17 protein-coding genes are annotated in these 20,864 nt (G+C 72.4%); 9 read left to right on the forward strand and 8 right to left on the reverse strand.

Translation table 11 applies throughout. From position 1 onward, the window contains the following. Nucleotides 1-27: 27 nt before the first annotated feature. Both AMK27_RS21075 and AMK27_RS21080 read right to left on the reverse strand, forming a co-directional pair. Complete coding sequence (locus AMK27_RS21075; RefSeq protein ID WP_073910478.1) at nucleotides 28-2,466, reverse strand: serine/threonine-protein kinase; 2,439 nt, start codon at nucleotides 2,464-2,466, stop codon at nucleotides 28-30. A gap of 185 nt (nucleotides 2,467-2,651) precedes the next feature. Beyond that, on the reverse strand, nucleotides 2,652-4,358 hold the full coding sequence (locus tag AMK27_RS21080) for a glycerol-3-phosphate dehydrogenase/oxidase (RefSeq protein WP_073910482.1): 1,707 nt from the start codon (nucleotides 4,356-4,358) through the stop codon (nucleotides 2,652-2,654). Nucleotides 4,359-4,630: 272 nt separating this feature from the next. Between AMK27_RS21080 and AMK27_RS21085 the strand changes: the two genes are divergently transcribed. After that, nucleotides 4,631-5,872, forward strand: coding sequence for a nucleotide sugar dehydrogenase (locus AMK27_RS21085; RefSeq protein ID WP_073910486.1), 1,242 nt, complete (start codon nucleotides 4,631-4,633; stop codon nucleotides 5,870-5,872). A 106-nt stretch (nucleotides 5,873-5,978) separates the two neighbouring features. Then, complete coding sequence (locus AMK27_RS21090) at nucleotides 5,979-6,512, forward strand: hypothetical protein (protein WP_073910489.1); 534 nt, start codon at nucleotides 5,979-5,981, stop codon at nucleotides 6,510-6,512. Between the two features lie 93 nt (nucleotides 6,513-6,605). Here the strand turns inward: AMK27_RS21090 and AMK27_RS21095 are convergent, their stop codons facing one another. From AMK27_RS21095 to AMK27_RS21110, 4 genes are all read right to left on the reverse strand, one after another. Beyond that, nucleotides 6,606-7,730 carry a GuaB3 family IMP dehydrogenase-related protein gene (locus AMK27_RS21095; protein ID WP_030318553.1) on the reverse strand — a complete coding sequence of 375 codons (1,125 nt, stop codon included), beginning with the start codon at nucleotides 7,728-7,730 and terminating at the stop codon, nucleotides 6,606-6,608. 106 nt (nucleotides 7,731-7,836) lie between these two features. Further along, nucleotides 7,837-9,339 (reverse strand): IMP dehydrogenase, encoded by a 1,503-nt coding sequence (gene guaB / locus AMK27_RS21100; protein ID WP_030318555.1) that lies wholly within the window; start codon nucleotides 9,337-9,339, stop codon nucleotides 7,837-7,839. Between the two features lie 168 nt (nucleotides 9,340-9,507). Continuing rightward, a complete protein-coding gene (locus AMK27_RS21105; protein WP_030318557.1) occupies nucleotides 9,508-10,110 on the reverse strand; it encodes a sigma-70 family RNA polymerase sigma factor in 603 nt (200 codons plus the stop codon). Nucleotides 10,111-10,359: 249 nt separating this feature from the next. Beyond that, nucleotides 10,360-10,971 carry a response regulator transcription factor gene (locus AMK27_RS21110; RefSeq protein ID WP_003948568.1) on the reverse strand — a complete coding sequence of 204 codons (612 nt, stop codon included), beginning with the start codon at nucleotides 10,969-10,971 and terminating at the stop codon, nucleotides 10,360-10,362. A 432-nt stretch (nucleotides 10,972-11,403) separates the two neighbouring features. On the opposite strand from AMK27_RS21110, the gene AMK27_RS21115 reads away from it, so the two are divergent. Then, nucleotides 11,404-11,793 (forward strand): WhiB family transcriptional regulator, encoded by a 390-nt coding sequence (locus AMK27_RS21115; RefSeq protein WP_073910497.1) that lies wholly within the window; start codon nucleotides 11,404-11,406, stop codon nucleotides 11,791-11,793. A gap of 134 nt (nucleotides 11,794-11,927) precedes the next feature. Here AMK27_RS21115 and AMK27_RS21120 read toward each other — a convergent pair whose 3' ends face one another. Next, nucleotides 11,928-12,845, reverse strand: a complete 918-nt coding sequence (locus AMK27_RS21120; RefSeq protein ID WP_073911867.1) for a LysR family transcriptional regulator — start codon at nucleotides 12,843-12,845, stop codon at nucleotides 11,928-11,930. 81 nt (nucleotides 12,846-12,926) lie between these two features. Between AMK27_RS21120 and AMK27_RS21125 the strand changes: the two genes are divergently transcribed. Together AMK27_RS21125 and AMK27_RS21130 are read left to right on the forward strand one after the other, a co-directional pair. Next, nucleotides 12,927-13,601: an MOSC domain-containing protein gene (locus AMK27_RS21125; RefSeq protein WP_073910500.1), complete on the forward strand. Its 675-nt coding sequence runs from the start codon at nucleotides 12,927-12,929 to the stop codon at nucleotides 13,599-13,601. 61 nt (nucleotides 13,602-13,662) lie between these two features. Then, on the forward strand, nucleotides 13,663-14,436 hold the full coding sequence (locus tag AMK27_RS21130; RefSeq protein WP_073910503.1) for an SDR family NAD(P)-dependent oxidoreductase: 774 nt from the start codon (nucleotides 13,663-13,665) through the stop codon (nucleotides 14,434-14,436). A gap of 69 nt (nucleotides 14,437-14,505) precedes the next feature. On the opposite strand, the gene AMK27_RS21135 is transcribed toward AMK27_RS21130, so the two are convergent. Beyond that, nucleotides 14,506-16,335, reverse strand: a complete 1,830-nt coding sequence (locus AMK27_RS21135) for a DUF2264 domain-containing protein (protein ID WP_073910506.1) — start codon at nucleotides 16,333-16,335, stop codon at nucleotides 14,506-14,508. 209 nt (nucleotides 16,336-16,544) lie between these two features. On the opposite strand from AMK27_RS21135, the gene AMK27_RS21140 reads away from it, so the two are divergent. From AMK27_RS21140 to AMK27_RS21155, 4 genes are all read left to right on the forward strand, one after another. Next, entirely contained in the window at nucleotides 16,545-17,642 is a 1,098-nt protein-coding gene (locus AMK27_RS21140; RefSeq protein ID WP_073910510.1) for a substrate-binding domain-containing protein, read from the forward strand. Nucleotides 17,643-17,766: 124 nt separating this feature from the next. Beyond that, nucleotides 17,767-19,095, forward strand: a complete 1,329-nt coding sequence (locus AMK27_RS21145; RefSeq protein ID WP_073910514.1) for an ABC transporter substrate-binding protein — start codon at nucleotides 17,767-17,769, stop codon at nucleotides 19,093-19,095. A gap of 4 nt (nucleotides 19,096-19,099) precedes the next feature. Continuing rightward, nucleotides 19,100-19,999 (forward strand): carbohydrate ABC transporter permease, encoded by a 900-nt coding sequence (locus AMK27_RS21150; RefSeq protein WP_073910517.1) that lies wholly within the window; start codon nucleotides 19,100-19,102, stop codon nucleotides 19,997-19,999. Next, nucleotides 19,996-20,853: a carbohydrate ABC transporter permease gene (locus tag AMK27_RS21155; RefSeq protein ID WP_073910520.1), complete on the forward strand. Its 858-nt coding sequence runs from the start codon at nucleotides 19,996-19,998 to the stop codon at nucleotides 20,851-20,853. The genes AMK27_RS21150 and AMK27_RS21155 overlap by 4 nt, the downstream gene beginning before the upstream one ends. Nucleotides 20,854-20,864: the final 11 nt, after the last annotated feature.

A 20,864-nucleotide genomic window follows, 5' to 3' on the forward strand; every position in this document is an offset into this window, starting at 1 on the left:
TCGAACTCTCACGATACGTGCCGCCGGTCAGTCCTTGGGGCTGAACGTGGCGAACGCCGTCTCGCGCAGCGTCTTGCACTCCGCGCCGTTCCACTCCTCCGCCTTGCAGCTGACCATGATGGAGTAGCCGTGCGTGGCGTCCACCTTGAAGCCGCGGTTGAGCACATGGACGCGCATCCCCTGCTGGGTGCGCTCGAACTCCCAGTCCGCGACGGTCGGGTAGCCCTTGTAGGAGACCGTCCGGATACCGAAGTGCTTGTAGTTCTTGCTGGTGGCGGCCACGCCGATCTTGCCGAGCTCCCAGGCGGCCGCCGCGTTGTCCTTCGGGGTGGAGTTGAAGTCCACCTGGATGCGCGGGAAGCCGCCGCTCTCGCTGAATATCCCGCCGCCGCTGTAGCCCGGTATCGAGCGGACCTTGAACGTGGCGGGCATCGCCATGGAGAAGTGGAAGCGGTCGTTGGTGACGAGGGTGTAGCCCTCGGGCAGCCGTGCGCCCGTGCCGCCGTCGGGCGTGCCGGTCGGCGTGGTGCCGTTGCCGTCCGAACCGCCGGAGCCGTCGGTGGAGCCCGTGGAGCCCGTCGCGCCGCCGGCGCCCGTCGACCCGTTCGAGCCGGTGTCGCCGGGCTGCGCGCCGCCCTGCTGGCCGGCGCCGCCGGGCGACTGGCCCTTGTCGCCGCCCGATCCGCCGGAGGCACCGGAACCGTCGGAGCCGTCGCCGCCGGCGGACGCGCCGGCCGAGGCCGTGGTGCCCCCGGTGTCCTTGCCCTGGTCACCCCCGTCACCGCCGCCCCTGAGGGAGACCGCGAGGATCGTCCCGAGCAGGGCGAGCACGGCGACGGCGGCGATGATCACCAGCGTGCGCCGCGGCACGACGTCGGTCAGCGACGCACGGGCCTGAGCCGGTCTGCCACCGTTCGGCCGTGCCGCCGAGGCGCCCCCGGCCGCCGTCCTGGCGGCAGGGGTCGACGGCGCCTTCGGCTCGGCCTTCACGGCGGCCGCCGCGTTCCGCACGGACTTCAGCGCGCCCCGCATCCGGTCGGCGGGCGCCTCGGGCGCCGTGCCCCGGTCGGCCGCCGGGGCCACCGGGGGCTGGTCGGGGCGCGGCGGCAGCGGTACGACCCGGGTGACCTCGGGGGAGACCGGGGGCGCCGGCTCGGGCGCGTCGAGCACCGCGAGGAGCAGGACGCGCGCGCGGGCGTCGTCGAGCCGCTGGGCCGGGTCCTTGGCGAGGAGGCCGTAGATGACCTTCTCCAGCTCGGGTCCCGCGTTCTTCGGCGGGTCGACGGGCTCGGTCATCACCGCGGTGAGGGTGGCGATGGCGGAGCCCTTGTCGTACGGCGGGCTGCCTTCGACCGCCGCGTAGATGAGTCCGCCGAGCGACCACATGTCGGCGGCGGGGCCGGGCTTGTGGCCGCGGGCGCGCTCGGGCGAGATGTACGAGGGGGCGCCGACGAGCATGCCGGTGGAGGTGATCGAGGGGTCGCCCTCGACCTGGGCGATGCCGAAGTCGGTGAGGACGACCCGGCCGTCCTCGGCGATCAGCACGTTGGACGGCTTCACGTCGCGGTGCAGGATGCCCTCGCGGTGCGCCGAGCGCAGGACGTCGAGGATGGCGAGGCCGACCTCGGCGGCCCGCCGGGGCGTGAGCGTGCCGTCCTCGCGGACGGCGTCGGCGAGGGACTTGCCCTCGATGAGCTCCATGACGATCCACGGACGGTCGTCCTCGTCGACGACGTCGTAGACGGTGACGGCGCCGTTGTTGCGGATCCGGGCGATGGCCTTGGCCTCGCGCAGGGTCCGGGTGATGAGGCGGCGCTTCTCGTCGTCGTCGATGCTGGTGGGGAAGCGGAGTTCCTTGACGGCGACGGTACGGCCGAGGGTCTCGTCGACCGCCCGCCACACCGTGCCCATGCCGCCGCGCCCGAGGACCCCGCCGAGCCGGTAGCGGCCGGCGAGGAGCCGGCCCTCGTTGACCGCGGCCTTGCGCCCCCGGTCGCCACCGGTTCCGCGCGCGGAACTCCGCGCCGGGGGACGTTGGCTCTCCCCGTCGCCGTCGCCCGCGCCGAACCCGGCCCGCCCGGTCGACGGCTCGGTTCCCCGCAGCCGCCCGCCGGACGCGCCCTGAGCGTCCTTCACGTCCGGACCGCCCGGGGCGTCCTGAACGTCCTTCACGTCCCCGGCGTCCGGGCCCTTCGCGTCCGCCGGATCCGTGGATCCGGCGGGCCGGGCCAGGTTGGTCGGCGCCGCGGGCTCCGCGGGCGTGCCGGCGGCCGCCGCCGGTGCCCCGGCGTCCTCCGCACCCCGCTCGACCTGCGCGTTCTTCGCGTCCTGTGTGTCCGTCGCGTCGTCCCGCTCCGGCTCACGCGCGGCCGGGACCACTCCTCGGTCGCCGTCGGTCACGGCCCCCGCGGCGGCGTCCCGCCTGGGGTCCTTCGCCGTGTCCCGCGACTGCTCCGCCTCCGACATGCGTCCCCTCTGCGATCCCTGATCTTCGCCGCGTCTGCCGCTTCCCGCGCGATGCGGTAACCCGCCCTGGAAGAGAGGCCATTGTCCCTCACCTCAGGACGGGTGGCGTCCCCGGGTCCGTACTCCGGGATGACGACGCCCCCGCACACCCCCCAGGTTCCCACTCGCGCGTGCCGGACGTCCCGTCAGATCGGCACGATGTCCGGCGCTCCGAGCCGGGCGGCGTCCGCCGTCAGGTCGTCGGGCTGCCGCTGCGACTCCCGCTCGGCCTCGACCCGCTTCTCGTAGTGCTCGATCTCCTTCTCGATCTGGTGCTCGTCCCAGCCGAGGACGGGCGCCATCAGCCGCGCGCACTCGCGGGCGCTGAGCGTGCCCCGGTCGAAGGTCTCGATGGAGATTCTGGTGCGCCGGGTGAGGACGTCGTCGAGGTGCCGGGCGCCCTCGTGGGAGGCGGCGTAGACGATCTCGGCGCGCAGGTAGTCGTCGGCCGCCGGGAGCGGTTCGGCGAGGGTGGGGTCCTCGGCGATCAGGTCGAGGATCTGCTCCGTCAGGGAGCCGTACCGGTTGAGGAGATGCTCGACGCGGACGACGTGCAGGCCGGTGCGGGCGGCGATCCTGGCCCGGGCGTTCCACAGGGCCCGGTAGCCCTCCGCGCCGAGCAGCGGGATGTCCTCGGTGACGCAGGGGGCGACCCGCTGGTCGAGGCCGTGCACGGCCTCGTCGACGGCGTCCTTGGCCATGACGCGGTACGTCGTGTACTTGCCGCCGGCCACCACGACCAGGCCGGGCACGGGGTGGGCGACGGTGTGCTCGCGGGAGAGCTTGCTCGTGGCGTCCGACTCGCCGGCGAGCAGGGGGCGCAGGCCCGCGTAGACCCCTTCGACGTCGTCCCGGGTGAGCGGGGTGGCGAGCACGGTGTTCACGTGCTCCAGGAGGTAGTCGATGTCGGCGCTGGACGCGGCGGGATGGGCCTTGTCGAGGTCCCATTCGGTGTCGGTGGTGCCGACGATCCAGTGCCGGCCCCAGGGGATCACGAAGAGCACGGACTTCTCGGTGCGCAGGATCAGCCCGGTGGACGAGTGGATGCGGTCCTTGGGGACGACGAGGTGGATGCCCTTGGAGGCGCGGACGTGGAACTGGCCGCGCTCGCCGATGAGGGCCTGGGTGTCGTCGGTCCACACCCCGGTGGCGTTGACGATCTGCTTGGCCCGGATCTCGTACTCCGCCCCGGCCTCGACGTCCTGGACGCGGGCGCCGACCACCCGCTCGCCCTCGCGCAGGAAGCCGATGACGCGGGCCCGGCTCGCGGCCAGGGCGCCGTAGGACGCGGCGGTGCGCACGAGGGTGGTGACGAAGCGGGCGTCGTCCATCTGGGCGTCGTAGTACTGGAGGGCGCCGACGAGGGCGTCCTTCCTGAGGCAGGGGGCGACGCGCAGGGCGCCGCTCCGGGAGAGGTGCCGGTGGACGGGCAGGCCGCGGCCGTGCCCGGAGGAGAGGGACATCGCGTCGTACAGCGCGACGCCGGAGCCCGCGTAGAACCGCTCCCAGCCCTTGTGCTGGAGCGGGTAGAGGAAGGGGACCGGCTTCACCAGGTGGGGCGCGAGCCGCTCCAGGAGCAGTCCGCGCTCCTTGAGTGCCTCCCGGACCAGGGCGAAGTCCAGCATCTCCAGGTAGCGCAGGCCGCCGTGGATGAGCTTGCTGGACCGGCTGGAGGTGCCGGAGGCCCAGTCGCGGGCCTCGACGAGGCCGGTGGCGAGCCCTCTCGTGACGGCGTCGAGGGCCGTCCCGGCGCCGACCACTCCGGCGCCGACCACCAGCACGTCCAGCTCGCGCTCGGCCATGGCCGAGAGCGCCTCGGCGCGCTCGGCGGGTCCCAGTGTCGCTGTCCTCACGGCTTGCCTCCCGTCGTCCCCCGTCGTTCACCGTCGTTCCGGCACGCGAACCGGGCCCCGTGGTCCGGCTCACAGCTCGATTCTGTCCCGCTCGGGCGACTTCAGCCACCGCCTTGCCCGCGACCTGTGGATAACACTCGGCGATCTTTGGCCGCACAATGCCGCATATCGGTCATATTTACGCCTAGTCTGACATTGCGCTCGACCTGTTCTGTCCACCGGGCTTGCGCGTCGCGTTCCCTCCGGCTATCGGGAAGGACGGCCCACCCCCCATGCCCGCTGATCTCGCCGTCATCGGCCTCGGCCACCACGGACTCCCCCTGGCCCAGGCCGCGGCCGCCGCCGGCATCGCCACCCTCGGCTACGACACCGATCCCCGCTCCGTCGCCGAACTCGCCGCGGGCCGCTCCCCGGTCGACGGCTCCCTCACCGTCCCGGAGATCCGCCGGATGCTCTCGGGGGGCTTCCGGCCGACCGCCGACCCCGCCGAACTCGGCCGGGTCCGCACCGCCGTCCTCTGCCCCCCGACCCCCCTGGGCCCCGACCGCGCCCTCGACCTCACCGCCGTCACCGAAGCGGCCCGCGCGCTCGCCGCCCGGCTGCGCCCGCACACCACCGTCCTCCTCGAGTCCCCGGTCCCCCCGGGCACCACCGAGGGCCTGCTCAGGGACCTCCTCGAAGAGGGCTCGGGCCTGCGCGCCGGACGCGACTTCCACCTCGCGTACTCCCCCGGCCGCCTCGACCCCGGCAGCCGTACGCACGGCTTCGCCGGCACCCCCAAGGTCATCGGCGGCCTCACCCCGGCCTGCACCGAGGCGGCGGCCGCCTTCTACGGCCGGCTCACCGACAAGGTGGTACGCGCGCGTGGCCCCCGCGAGGCGGAGACGGTCAAGCTCCTGGAGACCAACTTCCGGCACGTCAACATCGCCCTGGTCAACGAGATGGCGGTGCTCTGCCACGAGCTCGGCGTCGACCTCTGGGACGTCATCCGCTGCGCCGAGACCAAGCCCTTCGGCTTCCAGGCCTTCCGCCCGGGCCCCGGGGTCGGCGGCCACGGCGTCCCCGTCGACACCGTCGGCGCCCACCGCCCGCTCCGGCTCGTCGAACTCGCCGGCCAGGTCAACGAGCGCATGCCGCAGTACGTGGTCCAGCGCGCCGCCACCCTCCTCAACGAGCACGGCAAGTCGGCCCGCGGCGCCCGGGTCCTGCTGCTCGGGATCACGTACAAGCCCGACCTGCCGGACCGCCAGGGCTCCCCCGCCGACGAGATCGCCCGCCGCCTGATGGACCTGGGCGCGGCGGTCAGCTACCACGACCCGCACGTCGCCGACTGGCGCGTCCGCGAGGTCCCCGTCCCCCGCGCGGACTCCCTGTACGAGGCCGCCGCCCACGCCGACCTGACGGTCCTGCTCCAGCACCACCGCACGTACGACCTCCAAGGGCTGGCGGTGAAGGCGCAACTCCTCCTCGACACCCGCGGGGCCACGCCCGGAGGCGCGGCCCACCGCCTCTGACCAGGCACAGCACCCGAATTCCCCAGGACACCGTCACAGCCGACTGCTAATCTCCGGGCTCTCGTTCGCACACCCGTGCGTCCACGCTCCCGGGGGGATCCACCGCATGAGCCAGCCCGTTCCGCCGCCGTCCGGCAACCCGTTCGCCGACGGCGGCACGCCCAGCCCGTACGCGGCCGCCCCGCCGCCGGCCCCGGTCCGCAACAACCTGGGCCTGGGCCTGCTCGCGGGCGTCGTCGCCGCCGCCTTCGGCGCGCTCGTCCTCGGCTACCTCATGCGCGCCATGGCTGAGGAAGACGGCAGCTACACCCAGCTCGGCATCCTCGCGCTCGGCGTCGGCGCCCTGGTCGGCCTCGCCCTCGGCAAGGTGGGCGGCTCCCACCCGGCCCTGCCATTCGCGGGCGTGCTGATCGCCCTGCTCGGCGTCTTCGCGGGCCAGCTCCTCGGCTTCGCCATGATGATCAGCTGGTGGGCCGAGCTGGCCACGCCGTACCGGGCCCCGACCACGACCGAGATGCTCACCACGCACTTCTCCGACCTCTTCACGGCGTGGAAGGCGGAGCTCGGGGCGATGGACCTGCTCTTCTACGGCATCGCCGGATACGAGGGCTTCGCCATCACCAAGAAGGTCTCCGCCTGACCCGCGCGACCGCTCCGTCCGGACGCGTCCGGACGCGGGAGGGGCCCCGCACCACCCGGTGCGGGGCCCCTCCTCGTACGTGCGGGACGGACGTCAGCGCTTGTGCTGGGAGTCCGCGACCGTGACCTCGACGCGCTGGAACTCCTTGAGCTCGCTGTAGCCGGTGGTGGCCATCGCGCGGCGCAGGGCGCCGAAGAAGTTCATCGAGCCGTCCGGGATGTGCGACGGGCCCGCGAGGATCTCCTCGGTGGTGCCGACGACGCCCAGGTCGACGAGCTTGCCGCGCGGCACGTCCTCGTGGACGGCCTCCATGCCCCAGTGGTGGCCCTTGCCGGGCGCGTCCGTGGCGCGGGCCAGCGGGGAGCCCATCATGACCGCGTCGGCGCCGCAGGCGATCGCCTTCGGCAGGTCGCCGGACCAGCCGACGCCGCCGTCGGCGATGACGTGCACGTACCGGCCGCCGGACTCGTCCATGTAGTCGCGGCGGGCCGCGGCCACGTCGGCGACCGCGGTCGCCATCGGGACCTGGATGCCGAACACGTTGCGCGTGGTGTGCGCCGCGCCGCCGCCGAAGCCGACGAGGACACCCGCCGCGCCGGTGCGCATCAGGTGCAGGGCCGCGGTGTACGTGGCGCAGCCGCCGACGATGACCGGGACGTCGAGCTCGTAGATGAACTGCTTCAGGTTCAGCGGCTCGGACGCGCCGGACACGTGCTCGGCGGAGACCGTGGTGCCGCGGATGACGAAGATGTCCACGCCGGCGTCGACGACGGCCTTGGAGAACTGCGCGGTCCGCTGCGGGGAGAGCGCGGCGGCGGTGACGACACCGGAGTCGCGCACCTCCTTGATGCGCTGCCCGATCAGCTCTTCCTTGATCGGGGCCGCGTAGATCTCCTGCAGACGGCGGGTCGCGGTCGCCTCGTCCAGCTCGGCGATCTCGTCGAGCAGCGGCTGCGGGTCCTCGTACCGGGTCCAGAGACCCTCCAGGTTCAGGACGCCCAGGCCGCCCAGCTCACCGATGCGGATCGCGGTCTGCGGCGACACGACCGAGTCCATGGGGGCGGCCAGGAAGGGGAGCTCGAAGCGGTAGGCATCGATCTGCCAGGCGATCGAGACCTCCTTCGGGTCCCGGGTGCGCCGGCTCGGAACGACGGCGATGTCGTCGAACGCGTACGCCCTGCGGCCGCGCTTGCCGCGCCCGATCTCGATCTCAGTCACGATGTGTGGCCTTTCCCTCTACGTCTGCGCCTACCAGTATCCCCGACACAAGCGTGAGGGGCGGCTCCGGCCACATGCCGGAACCGCCCCCACGCGTCGCGCTGTGTTACTTCCTGCTGTAGTTCGGCGCCTCGACCGTCATCTGGATGTCGTGCGGGTGGCTCTCCTTGAGGCCCGCGGACGTGATCCGGACGAAGCGGCCCTTCGACTCCATCTCCTCGATGGTGGCCGCGCCCACGTAGCCCATGGTCTGGCGCAGACCGCCGACGAGCTGGTGCAGGACGTTGGCCAGGGGGCCGCGGTAGGGCACCTGGCCCTCGATGCCCTCGGGCACGAGCTTGTCGTCCGAGGCGACCTCGGCCTGGAAGTAGCGGTCCTTGGAGTAGGACCGACCCTGGCCGCGGGACTGCATCGCGCCCAGCGAGCCCATGCCCCGGTACGACTTGAACTGCTTGCCGTTGATGAACTGCAGCTCGCCCGGGGACTCCTCGCACCCGGCGAGGAGGCTGCCCAGCATGACCGTGTCGGCACCGGCGGCGAGCGCCTTGCCGATGTCACCGGAGTACTGCAGACCGCCGTCGCCGATGACCGGGACGCCGGCGGCGCGGGCGGCGAGCGCCGCCTCGTAGATGGCGGTGACCTGCGGGACACCGATGCCCGCGACCACGCGCGTGGTGCAGATGGAGCCGGGGCCGACGCCGACCTTGACGCCGTCGACACCGGCGTCGATCAGGGCCTGCGCGCCGTCACGCGTCGCGACGTTGCCGCCGATGACGTCGACGCCGACGCTGGACTTGATCTTCGCCATCCAGTTGAGGGCGTTGCTGTTGTGGCCGTGGGAGGTGTCGACGATCAGGAAGTCGACACCGGCCTCGGCGAGGCCCTGGGCGCGCTCCAGCGCCTCGGGGCTGGCGCCGACGGCCGCGCCGACAAGCAGGCGGCCTTCCTTGTCCTTCGCGGCGTGCGGGTACTTCTCCGCCTTCACGAAGTCCTTGACCGTGATGAGGCCCTTGAGGATGCCCGCCTCGTCGACCAGCGGCAGCTTCTCGATCTTGTGGCGGCGGAGCAGCTCCATGGCGTCCACGCCGGAGATGCCGACCTTGCCGGTGACCAGCGGCATCGGGGTCATGACCTCGCGCACCTGGCGGCTGCGGTCCGACTCGAACGCCATGTCGCGGTTGGTGACGATGCCGAGGAGCTTGCCGGCCGGGTCGGTGACCGGGACGCCGCTGATGCGGAACTTGGCGCAGAGCGCGTCGGCCTCGGCCAGCGTCGCGTCCGGGTGCACGGTGATCGGGTCGGTCACCATGCCGGACTCGGAGCGCTTCACGAGGTCGACCTGGTTGACCTGGTCCTCGATGGACAGGTTGCGGTGCAGCACGCCCACGCCGCCCTGCCGCGCCATGGCAATGGCCATGCGGGACTCGGTGACCTTGTCCATCGCCGCCGAGAGCAGCGGGATGTTCACGCGGACGTTGCGGGAGATGCGGGACGAGGTGTCGACCGCGTTCGGGAGGACCTCGGACGCGCCCGGCAGCAGCAGCACGTCGTCGTAGGTCAGCCCGAGTGTCGCGAATTTCTCGGGCACTCCGTCGACGTTTGCAGTCATGACACCTTCCCCAAATGGCCTTGATCGGTGCGGATGTCCATGCTAACGGGCTGAAGCGGTGTCTCATTCCACGATCAAGATCAGCCGCAAGCTTTGGACCTTCGCACGTGTACGAAAGGGACGACTGGCGCCGGTGAGTCTTACTGGTCGGCCACCGCCGCCCCGTGACTACTGCTCGGCCAGCGCCCTGAGCCGGCTGAGCGCGCGGTGCTGCGCGACCCGGACGGCCCCCGGGGACATGCCGAGCATCTGCCCGGTCTCCTCGGCGGTCAGCCCGACCGCGACCCGCAGCACGAGCAGTTCGCGCTGGTTCTCCGGGAGGTTGGCGAGCAGCTTCTTGGCCCATTCGGCGTCATCGCTGAGGAGCGCGCGCTCCTCCGGGCCGAGGGAGTCGTCGGGGCGCTCGGGCATCTCGTCGGAGGGGACGGCCGTGGACCCCGGGTGCCGCATGGCGGCCCGCTGGAGGTCGGCGACCTTGTGTCCGGCGATGGCGAAGACGAACGCCTCGAAGGGCCTGCCCGTGTCCTTGTAGCGCGGCAGCGCCATCAGGACGGCGACGCAGACCTCCTGGGCCAGGTCCTCGACGAAGTGCCGGGCGTCGCCCGGGAGCCGGTTGAGACGGGTGCGGCAGTACCGCAGCGCGAGCGGGTGCACCCGTGCGAGCAGGTCGTGCGTCGCCTGGGCGTCGCCCTCGACCGCACGGTGTACGAGCGCGCCGATCTCCCCCTGCCCGGCAGGCATGGGGGACCCCACGGTCTCGTCGTCGCGCATCGCTCCATGGTGCCCCGACGCCTCGGCGTTCGTAGCACCGCGTCCGTAGTTGTGCACCGAAGCGTTATGAGCAGGTGCGCCGGAACCGGAACCCATCTCCCGCGCCCTCCCCTCCCGCTCGATCGACTCGTCCCCGAGGAACTCCACATCTCAAGGATGCGGCATAGCGCGGGGAAGTGACACAAGCCCGCCCCGCCCACCCCGCGACGGACGCGGGCGAGGACGGGGAGGTGGCCGGTGACCTGCGATTCAGCGGACCAGGCCCCAGCGGAATCCGAGGGCGACCGCGTGCGCCCGGTCGGAGGCACCGAGCTTCTTGAAGAGGCGTCGGGCGTGGGTCTTGACCGTGTCCTCGGAGAGGAAGAGCTCGCGGCCGATCTCGGCGTTGGACCGGCCGTGGCTCATGCCTTCGAGGACCTGGATCTCGCGCGCGGTGAGGGTGGGCGCGGCGCCCATCTCGGCCGAACGGAGTCGGCGCGGGGCGAGCCGCCAGGTCGGGTCGGCCAGCGCCTGGGTGACCGTGGCCCGCAGTTCGGCGCGCGAGGCGTCCTTGTGCAGATAGCCGCGGGCGCCCGCGGCGACCGCGAGGGCGACGCCGTCGAGGTCCTCGGCGACCGTGAGCATGATGATGCGGGCGCCGGGGTCCGCGGAGAGCAGCCGGCGAACGGTCTCCACGCCGCCCAGACCGGGCATGCGTACGTCCATCAGAATCAGGTCCGAGCGGTCCGCGCCCCAGCGGCGGAGGACTTCCTCGCCGTTGGCCGCGGTGGTCACGCGCTCGACGCCGGGCACGGTCGCGACCGCGCGGCGGAGCGCCTCTCGGGCAAGCGGGGAGTCGTCGCAGACGAGGACGGATGTCATGCCTGACCTCCGCGGCTCTCGCAGCTGTAGCGCGTCACCTTGAGCCTCCAGGGCTGTACGTAATCGTCACCTGTGCGATTGACGCTCTCGGACACCTGCCCGATCGCTTGTTCCTTCAACCGCCTCCGCACACTCAACGACGGTCACTCGAAAGAGTTACGGGTCGGACGGCACCCTTCGGCACTCTACGTGAGGGGTCGTACGCGGAGGAGAGCGACGCGGCCCTTCTGCCCAACATCGAAAGCTATGCCCCATTTAGCGGGATTTCTTCCCTTTTCGCGGTGTCTGTGGCTAGATTCGCAATGAGTCATATTTACATCTACTTAGACAGTAGGTGTACCGACCCGGACCCACGGGGCCCGAGGAGCCCCGGCGATCAGCCATCCACCCGCCCACCTATCCGTTCGACACGGTTTCAAGGGGACAAGCGCAATGGCAGATTTCTCCCGCCTTCCCGGACCCAACGCCGATCTGTGGGACTGGCAACTGCTCGCGGCCTGCCGCGGCGTCGACAGCTCCCTGTTCTTCCACCCCGAGGGAGAGCGCGGCGCGGCACGGAGTGCGCGTGAGAACTCGGCGAAAGAGGTCTGCATGCGGTGCCCGGTACGCGCGGAGTGCGCGGCACACGCACTCGCCGTGCGGGAGCCCTACGGCGTATGGGGCGGCCTCACCGAGGACGAACGCGAAGAGCTCATGGGACGCGCGCGCAATCGCCTGATCACGACGGCGCCGACGACCCCGTCGGTCGCGTCCGCGGCTTCCGTGACATCCATGACGACACCGGCGTCGGCAGCAGGCCGGCCGATTGTGGAGCGCATGTGAAGGAACGTTTCCTCAACTAAGCACCCACCTCAATAGCGCCCACCGGCACACCACCGGACGGAAGACCACCGACCGGAACACCACTGACCGGAGCATCGGCCGGGGCCGCGCCCACGCGCGCGCGAGGCGGCGTCCTACGCGCGCGTGGCGGCCCGGGTCAGTTCGTCCAGCGTGGCGGCGACGGCGGGCACCTTCGCCAGGTCGGGCAGCGTCAGGGCCACGATCTCCCGCTCCACGGCGGGCTCCACGGCCACGGTCCGCGCCCCCCTGGGCCGTACGGACTCGATGGCCAGCTCCGGCAGGACGGCCACGCCGAGGCCGGCGCCGACCAGGCCCACCACGGCCGGGTAGTCGTCGGTGGCGAAGTCGATGCGGGGGGTGAAGCCCGCCTCCTCGCACACGTCGACGAGCTGGCGGCGGCAGCGCGGGCAGCCCGCGATCCAGGACTCGTCGGCCAGTTCGGCCATGCCCACGGACCCGGCCCCGGCGAGCCGGTGCCCCTCGGGGACCAGGCCCACCAGGCGGTCGGCCAGGATCGGGCGGACCACCAGGTCGTCCCATTCGGCCTGCCCGTCGCCCGGCCGGCCGGGCGAGCCGCCGCCGTACCGGAAGGCGAGGGCAACGTCGCAGTCGCCCTCGCGGAGCATCTCGATCGAGCGCGGCGGTTCGGCCTCGACCAGCGAGACCCGGGTGCCGGGGTGCGCGGCCCGCAGCGCGGCGAGCGCGGTGGGGACGAGCGTGGAGCTGCCACTGGGGAAGGAGACCAGCCGGACCCGGCCCGCGCGGAGCCCGGCGATCGCGGCGACCTCCTCCTCCGCGGCGGTCAGCCCGGCGAGGATGCCGGAGGCGTGCCGGACCAGGACCTCGCCGGCCTCGGTGAGGCGCATCTCGCGGCCCGTACGGATCAGCAGCGGCGTCCCCGCGGAGCCTTCGAGGGCCTTCATCTGCTGGCTGACGGCGGGCTGGGTGCAGCCCAGTTCGCGCGCGGCGGCCGAGAACGAGCCGGTGGCGGCGACGGCGCGCAGAACACGGAGATGACGAGCCTCGATCATGCGCTCCAGCATAAGCGAATCTTGGATGGCGTCCCACTTTTCCGCTTCCAGCTTTGAGGCGCGTGCCCGTAAAGTGCCCACATGACCTTGCTGAGTGTGAATGTGGGCCGCGCCAAGGCCGTGGACTACACCGAGGCCGCCTCCGGCCTGACCGCCATCGACAAGCGCCCCGTCGAGGGACCGGTCCGGATCGAGGCGCCCGGGGCGCCCGGCGTCGGCAAGAGCGGCCTCGCCGGGGACACCGTCTGCGACCTGCGCTTCCACGGCGGCGACGACCGGGCCGCGTACGCCTTCGCGCGCGAGGACCTGGACCGGTGGGAGAGCGAGCTCGGCCGCCCGCTCGCCAACGGCTCCTTCGGCGAGAACCTCACGACCCGTGACCTCGACGTCAACGGCGCCCTGATCGGCGAGCGCTGGCGGATCGGCGAGGAGGTCGTCCTGGAGGTCACCGGCGGCCGCATCCCCTGCCGTACGTTCGCGGGCTTCCTGGAGGAGAAGGGCTGGGTCAAGCGGTTCACCCGGTCCGAGGCCGGTCCCGGCGCGCTGCTGCGGGTGATCGTGCCGGGCGAGATCCGCGCCGGCGACCCGATCACGGTCGTGCACCGGCCCGACCACGACATCACCGTCGCCCTGCTCCACCGCGCCGCGACCACCGAACGCACCCTGCTCCCCCGCACGTTGGCCGCCGCCGAGTGGATGGAGTCCGGACTCCTCGCGCTCGCACGCCAGTACGCGGAGAAGTACGCGCGCGCGTAGCCCGCGTCTGGTCGGCGGTACGCGGACAAGAGCGGCTCCGCCGTGGCACTACCGTGCCCGTATGACGACTGCACTGATTACGGGCGCCACCGCGGGCATCGGGGCCGCTTTCGCGCGGAGGCTCGCCGCGGACGGCCACGATGTCGTGCTCGTGGCCCGGGACATGAAGCGGCTCCGGGAGCAGGCGACGGAACTGCACGACCGCCACGGCATCGAGGCCGAGGTGCTCGCGGCGGACCTCGCCGAGGAGAAGGGCATCGCCGCCGTCGAGGCCCGGCTCTCGGACCCGAAGCAGCCGGTGGACATGCTCGTGAACAACGCCGGCTTCGGCCACAAGGGCCGCTTCCTCGAGGTGTCCATGGCCGACGAGCTGAAGATGCTCACGGTGCACTGCGAGGCGGTGCTGCGGCTGACCTCGGCGGCCGCCGCCTCGATGAAGGAGCGCCGACGGGGCGCCGTGGTCAACGTCGCCTCGGTGGCGGCCTTCGTGCCGCGCGGCACCTACGGGGCGTCGAAGGCCTGGGTCGTGCAGTTCACCCAGGGCGCGGCGCGGGACCTGGCGGGCAGCGGCGTGCGGCTGATGGCGCTCTGCCCCGGCTTCGTACGGACCGAGTTCCACGAGCGGGCCGGGATGGGGACGGACAACATCCCGGGCTGGATGTGGCTCGACGCGGACAAGCTGGTGACGGCGGCGCTGGCGGACCTGGACCGGGGGAAGTCGCTGTCGATCCCCGACCCCCGCTACAAGGCCCTCATGGGTGTGGTGAAGCTGGCGCCGCGCGGCCTCCTCGGCGGGGTCTCCTCCAAGGCCGGCAGGAAGTACGGGCCGAAGTAGCCCGGGACGCGGATCCGCCCCGCCGCGCGCGTCCCGCACCGCTCACCCGCCGGGCGCGTCCCGCACCGCTCACCCGGTCAGGGCGTCGAGGTCCAGTCCGGTGGCGGTGCCGTCCCGCCAGGTCACGTGGAGGGTGTGGCCGGCGACCCGGACGGCCGCGAGGTCCGCGACCGGGGCCGGGCAGCCGGGCTCGGCGGTGAGCGAGGCGAGCGCGACGAAGAGGGCGGCCGGGCCGCTCGTCGCGCCGTGCAGGGCGAGGGTGCGGCTGCCGGGCCCCTGGAGGGTCTCCCCGGTGGGGAGTTCGGTGGCGGGCACGGCGGCTCCGCGGTCCTCGGCGTAGCCGTGCACCGGGTGCAGCTGCGCGTGCGGCCCCTCGGGGGTGGTGGCCCAGCCCGTCTGCCGTACCGGCGTCCCCTCCGGGGCGCCGAGGACCAGGTGGGCGCGGACCTCGGCGCGGCCGTGGGCGAGGGTCGCGGAGACGACCCGGACGCCGGGGCAGGGGGTGTGGCGGGAGGCGGCCCAGCCGGGGCCGGTGCCGGCCGGTGCGGCGGGTCCCCTGGTGGTCGGCCTGGCCTCGACGAGCAGCGCGAAGTGGTTGTCGGCGGGGGCCGGCCCGGTGGTGGGTCCCGTGCGGGTCGCGTACGCCAGGCGGGCGTAACCGGGGTCGTCCTCACCGGCGTCGGCACTGTGCACATGGTTGCTGCCGTGGTTGTGGAGGCGTACGAGGCCGTCGGCGGCGGTGGTCTGGACGAGCAGCCCGGCCGGGGCGAAGGGGCGGACGGTGTCGGCGCGTTCGGCCGGCAGGGGTTCCTCGCGGTCGGTCCAGGCGGGGTGGCCGGCGGGCAGGAGGAGGCCGAGGAAGCCCTTGGACGCCCAGTACGGGGAGCCGGGGCCCGAGTACTCCTGGACCAGGGGCGCGTACGGGCCGTGCCAGCCGAGCGTGAGGAGCCCGTCCGGGTCGGCGGCGCCGCGGTCGAGGAAGTACCGCACGGTCCCGGAGGCGAGGCGGCGGGTGGCGCCGGGGCTGAGCGGGGTGTGCCCGGTGAGGGTGCCGAGCCAGGGGGCGGCGGCCGCGGCGAAGCGGTAGATCAGGGAGCGCCCGTACGGGAGCGGGGCGCCGTCGGCGTCGAAGAGGTGGACGTAGTCGTCGAGGTGGGCGCGCAGACGGGGCCCGTACCGGTCGAGCAGCTCCCGGTCCCCGGCGAGGTGGGCGTGGAGGACCGGGTAGAAGTGCAGGGCCCAGGCGTTGTAGTGGTCGAAGGCGCGGTTGTCGCCGTCGCTGTACCAGCCGTGGCCGAGGTACCAGTCCTCGATCCGGGCGAGGGAGCGGTCGACGGTGGCGGCGGCCCGGTCGGTGTCGACGCCCGCGTCCTGGAGGAAGCCGGCGACGGTGAGGCCGAAGAGCCACCAGTTGTTGTCGACGGGCGACGGGCCGAGGGCGGGGCGGAGCCAGTCGACGACCTGCTCGCGGGTGCGGTCGTCGAGCCGGTCCCAGAGCCAGGGGCGGGTGAGGCGGAGTCCGAGGGCGACGGAGGCCGCTTCGACGATCGCCTGGCGGGTGTCGGCGGTGAGGGGCCAGGACTCCTCGTCCGCGCGTCCGGGCTTCGCGGTCCCGGCGGCGAGCCCTTCCGCGTACCGGTCGAGATGCCCGTGCGGGTCGTCGCCACGCGCGCCCGCGACCCGGAGGGCCGCGAGGAGGAAGGTGCGGGCCCAGCCCTCCAGGCCGTCGGAGCGGGCTCCGGACCAGCTGGGCCGGGGGCCCGGCAGGTCGATCAGTCCGTGCCGCGGGGAGGCGAACGGGCGTACCGCCAGGAGGAGTCGGTCGGCCGTGTCCTCCCAGTGGGCACGGGTCCAGCCGGTGTACGGGCTGAGCTCACGGTTCTCGGGCGGCGTGGGCATGATGCTCCCTGGGGCTCCCCGGAGGCTCGCCCGGGAAGGTTCTCGGGCTCCCCGCGGTGACGACTCCGTCGCCGGGAATCCTGGACAGGCTCCGATCGAACGTCAAGAGAGTCGGAGCGAATGATCGAAATTTCTTCCGTTCGATCATTCAGGGGCCGTGTGTGATCTAAGGTCGGGGAACCACCACCACCGCGAGGGGGAACTGCGCCGTGCGCGAGAGTGCTGCCGAACGACACGACCGACTGCTGGCCCTGGTGCGCGAGCGCGGCACCGCCCGCGTCGCCGAACTGGCCGAGCGGCTCGGGGTCTCCCCCGTCACCGCCCGCAGGGACGTCGAGCTCCTGGCCGGCCGGGGCCTGCTCGACCGGGTGCACGGCCAGGTGTCCTGGCCCGAGCGGCGGGGCGCCCCGGGGGGTGGACGGAACGGCGAGGGCCTGGTCCTCGGCCTGCTCGCGCCCTCCGCCACCTACTACTTCGCCGAGGTCATCCGGGGTGCGCACGAGGCGGCCGCCCGCGCCGGCGCCCGGCTCGTCCTGCGCGTCTCGGACTACCGGCCGGAGGAGGACAGGGCCCGCACCGAGGGGCTGCTCGCGGCCGGCGCCGAGGGCGTCCTCGTCGCCCCGGGCTGGCGGGGGCCCGAGGACCGGCGCGCGTACGGGGACTGGCTGGCCGAACTCCCCGTACCGGCCGTGCTCCTGGAGCGCAGGGCCGAACCCGGCAGCCCGCTGGACGGCCTCGACCGGGTCGCGTCCGACCACGCCCACGGCGTCCTGCTCGCCCTGCGCCACCTGCTCGCCCTCGGCCACGCGACCCCGCTGCTCGTGGCGCGCGGGGACTCGCCGACCGCGCTCGCGGTGCGCGCCGGGTACGCCGAGGCGCTGGGCACCTTGGGCCTCGCGGAGCCCCGGCCGGTCATCGACTCCGTGCCGGCGGAGGCGGATCCGGCGGGCTTCGAGCGGGCGGTGCGGGCCCTGCACGAGGCGGTCGGGTCCGGCCTGGCGAGCGCGGCCCTGGTGCACAACGACGTGGACGCGATCGAGATCGTGCAGCGCCTCGCCGAGCTGGGCGTACGCGTGCCGCAGGACCTGGCCCTGATCGCGTACGACGACGAGGTCGCCGCGCTGGCCGACACCCCGCTGACGGCGGTGGCGCCGCCGAAGCGGCAGGTGGGGCGGCACGCCACGGAACTCCTGGTGGAGCGGCTGACGGAGGGCGCGGACGAGGACGCGGCGCGGCGTCATCTGGGGCTGCTGCCGAGGCTGCGGGTCCGGGAGTCGTGCGGGGCCCGCACGACGTCCTCCGGCTGAGTTCGGGTCGACTCGCTTCTGATCTTTTTTCGATCAATCAATCTTTCGCTCTTGACTTCGGTCATGAACGGTCACAGGATCACGGCCACAACCTCCCCCGCCGCCGCCCTTCAGGAGTCGTGCCGTGACCCGCAGTTGGAGCAGAACGTCCCGTGTCATAGCCGGCACCGCCACCGCCCTCGCCGTCCTCACGGCCTGCGGCGGCAGCGGTGACGACACAGCGAACAGCACGGCGAACAAGCCGAACGGGCCCGTGACCATCACCTTCTGGGGCTGGGCCAAGGGCTCCAAGGACGTCGTCGACGCCTTCAACGCCTCCCACACCGACATCCGGGTGAAGTTCGAGGAGATCCCCTCCGGCACCGCCGGCGGCTACGCCAAGATCTCCAACGCCGTGAAGGCCGGCAACGCTCCCGACCTCGTCTCCATCGAGTACTCCTCGCTCCCCGAGTTCGTGAGCTCCGGCGCCCTCCAGGACATCGGCGGCCAGTTCACCGAGGCCGACCGGGCCAAGCTGCTCCCGCAGACCGTCGAACTCACCACCCTCGGCGGCAAGTCCTGGGCCGTCCCCTTCGACGCCGCCCCGCAGGCCTTCTTCTACCGCAAGGACCTCTTCGCGAAGTACAAGGTCCAGGTCCCCACCACCTGGGACGAGTTCAAGAAGGCCGCCGAGCAGGTCAAGAAGGCCGACGCCAAGGCCCGTATCGCCACCTTCTTCCCCGACGACCCGACCACCTTCGAGGCCATGGCCTGGCAGGCCGGCGCCCAGTGGTTCAAGGCCGAGAACGACACCTGGAAGATCGACACCACCGACGCCGCCACCACCAAGGTCGCCGGCTACTGGCAGGGCCTCCTCGACGCCGGGCTCGTCCACAAGAACGCCTCCTTCAGCCCCGAGTGGACCGGCTCCCTCAAGAACGGCACCACCATCGGCTACCTCGGCGCCTCCTGGGGCGCGGGCGTCCTCAAGGGCACCCTGCCCGAGCAGGACGGCAAGTGGGGCGTCGCCCCGATGCCCAGCTGGGACGGCAAGCCCGCCAGCGGCATGCTCGGCGGCACCTCCTTCGCCGTGACCAAGGACAGCAAGCAGCAGGCCGCGGCCGTCACCTTCGCCGAGTGGATGTCCACCACCGAAGCCGGCGTGAAGGCCCGGATCGCCTCCGGCACCTCCTCCGCCTTCCCCGCCGCCACCGCGCTCCGCCCCGTCGCCAAGAAGGCCTTCGACGCGGGCTACTACGGCGGCCAGGACATCTACGCCCTCTTCGAGGCCGCGGGCTCCTCCATCAGCCCGAACTGGGCCTGGGGCCCGACCACCGGCACCACCAACACCACCATCAAGGACCACTTCGGCAAGATCACCCAGGGCGGCCCGGGCATCGCCGACGCCGTCAAGGCCGGCCATGACGCCACCGTCGCCGAACTGACCAAGCGCGGCCTGAAGGTCGAGGGCTGACCGGATGAAGGCCCGCACCCGCGCCGCCACGATCCTGCTGACCCCCTTCTTCCTGCTGTTCACCGCGGTGATGGTGGTGCCGATCGGATACGCGGTCTGGCTCAGCCTCTTCACCGAGAAGCAGTCGGGACTGGGCTTCGGCGGCACCGAGACCGTCTTCACCGGCCTCGACAACTACACCGCGGCGCTGGGTGACCGGGCCTTCCGCGAGGGCTTCGGCGTCCTGCTCGGATACTGCCTGCTCTACATCCCGCTGCTGCTCGCCGGAGCCCTCGGCCTCGCCCTCCTGCTCGACTCGGCGCTCGCCCGCGCCCGCCGCTTCTTCCAGCTCGCGCTGTTCCTGCCGCACGCCGTCCCCGGCATCATCGCCGCGCTGATCTGGGTCTACCTCTACACACCCCAGCTCAGCCCGGTCGTCCAGGCCATGGAGGCCGGAGGCATCGGCTTCGACTTCTTCTCCCCCGAAGGCGCCCTGCCCTCCGTCGTCAACATCGCGCTGTGGGAGTGGCTGGGCTACAACATGGTCATCTTCTACGCGGCCCTCCAGGCCATCGACCGCTCCGTCCTCGAAGCGGCCACCGTCGACGGGGCCGGCGCCTGGCGCATCGCCTTCGCCGTCAAGATCCCGCTCGTCAAGGCCTCGCTCGCCATGGTCGCCCTCTTCACGATCATCGGCTCCCTCCAGCTCTTCACCGAGCCGCTCATCCTCAACAAGGGCACGGGCTCGGCCGTCACCTCCACCTGGACGCCGAACATGTACGCCTACACCGCGGCCTTCGACCGCAACGACTACGGACTCGCCGCCGCGGCGTCCGTACTCCTCGCCCTGACGGCGGCCCTGCTGTCGTTCGCGGTGACGCGGATGACGGGCCGCCGCAAGGCCGGGAAGGAGCGCACGGCATGACCGGCCGACCCCGCACCGGCTCCGTCTGGCTCTCCAAGGCGGCCGTCAACGGCGCCCTCGTCCTCGCCGTCGTCTACATGCTCTTCCCGCTGGTCTGGCTGCTGACCGCCGCCACCAAGGACGCCGGCGGACTGCTCGCCGGAAACGCCTTCTCCTTCGAGGGCTTCGACCTCGGCGGCAACCTCACCCGGCTCGCCGAGTACAACGACGGCATCTACTTCCACTGGTACGCCAACAGCCTGCTGTACGCCGGACTCGGCGCCCTCGCCTGCTCGTTCGTCAGCGTCGCCGCCGGATACGCCTTCCACGTCTACGACTTCCGGGGCAAGGAGCAGCTCTTCGGCCTCGTCCTCCTCGGCGTGCTCGTCCCCACCACCGCGCTCGCCCTGCCGATGTACCTCCTGGCCAGCGAGGTCGGCGTCGTCAACACCTACTGGGCCGTGCTCGTCCCGGTCCTCGTCAACCCCTTCGGCGTCTACCTGTCCCGGGTCTTCTGCGCCGGCTACATCCCCGACGAGGCCCTGGAGGCGGCCCGTATCGACGGGGCGGGCGAGCTCCGCGTCTTCTGGTCCATCGGCCTGCGCATGGTGATGCCCGGCTTCGTGACCGTCTTCCTCTTCCAGTTCACCGCCGTCTGGAACAACTTCTTCCTCCCCCTGGTGATGCTGTCGGACCAGAAGCTCTACCCCCTGAGCCTCGGCCTGTACGCGTGGAACAGCAACGCCCACGCCGAACCCGACTTCTACCCCCTCGTCGTCACCGGATCCCTGCTCGCCGTCGTCCCCCTCGTCGTCGCCTTCGTCTCCCTCCAGCGCCACTGGAAGGCCGGTCTGACGGCCGGCAGCGTCAAGTGAGGAGCACAGGT

The sequence above is a fragment of the Streptomyces sp. CB02009 genome, from assembly GCF_001905825.1.
GTDB lineage: Bacteria > Actinomycetota > Actinomycetes > Streptomycetales > Streptomycetaceae > Streptomyces.

Bases quoted from the DNA above. Each gene is read 5' to 3' on its own strand.
- guaB (WP_030318555.1), bottom strand. From the start codon at position 9,339: ATGACTGCAAACGTCGACGGAGTGCCCGAGAAATTCGCGACACTCGGG.
- AMK27_RS21115 (WP_073910497.1), top strand. From the start codon at position 11,404: ATGGCAGATTTCTCCCGCCTTCCCGGACCCAACGCCGATCTGTGGGAC.
- AMK27_RS21085 (WP_073910486.1), top strand. From the start codon at position 4,631: ATGCCCGCTGATCTCGCCGTCATCGGCCTCGGCCACCACGGACTCCCC.
- AMK27_RS21120 (WP_073911867.1), bottom strand. From the start codon at position 12,845: ATGATCGAGGCTCGTCATCTCCGTGTTCTGCGCGCCGTCGCCGCCACC.
- AMK27_RS21110 (WP_003948568.1), bottom strand. From the start codon at position 10,971: ATGACATCCGTCCTCGTCTGCGACGACTCCCCGCTTGCCCGAGAGGCG.
- AMK27_RS21130 (WP_073910503.1), top strand. From the start codon at position 13,663: ATGACGACTGCACTGATTACGGGCGCCACCGCGGGCATCGGGGCCGCT.
- AMK27_RS21105 (WP_030318557.1), bottom strand. From the start codon at position 10,110: ATGCGCGACGACGAGACCGTGGGGTCCCCCATGCCTGCCGGGCAGGGG.
- AMK27_RS21075 (WP_073910478.1), bottom strand. From the start codon at position 2,466: ATGTCGGAGGCGGAGCAGTCGCGGGACACGGCGAAGGACCCCAGGCGG.
- AMK27_RS21090 (WP_073910489.1), top strand. From the start codon at position 5,979: ATGAGCCAGCCCGTTCCGCCGCCGTCCGGCAACCCGTTCGCCGACGGC.
- AMK27_RS21135 (WP_073910506.1), bottom strand. From the start codon at position 16,335: ATGCCCACGCCGCCCGAGAACCGTGAGCTCAGCCCGTACACCGGCTGG.
- AMK27_RS21125 (WP_073910500.1), top strand. From the start codon at position 12,927: ATGACCTTGCTGAGTGTGAATGTGGGCCGCGCCAAGGCCGTGGACTAC.
- AMK27_RS21150 (WP_073910517.1), top strand. From the start codon at position 19,100: ATGAAGGCCCGCACCCGCGCCGCCACGATCCTGCTGACCCCCTTCTTC.
- AMK27_RS21155 (WP_073910520.1), top strand. From the start codon at position 19,996: ATGACCGGCCGACCCCGCACCGGCTCCGTCTGGCTCTCCAAGGCGGCC.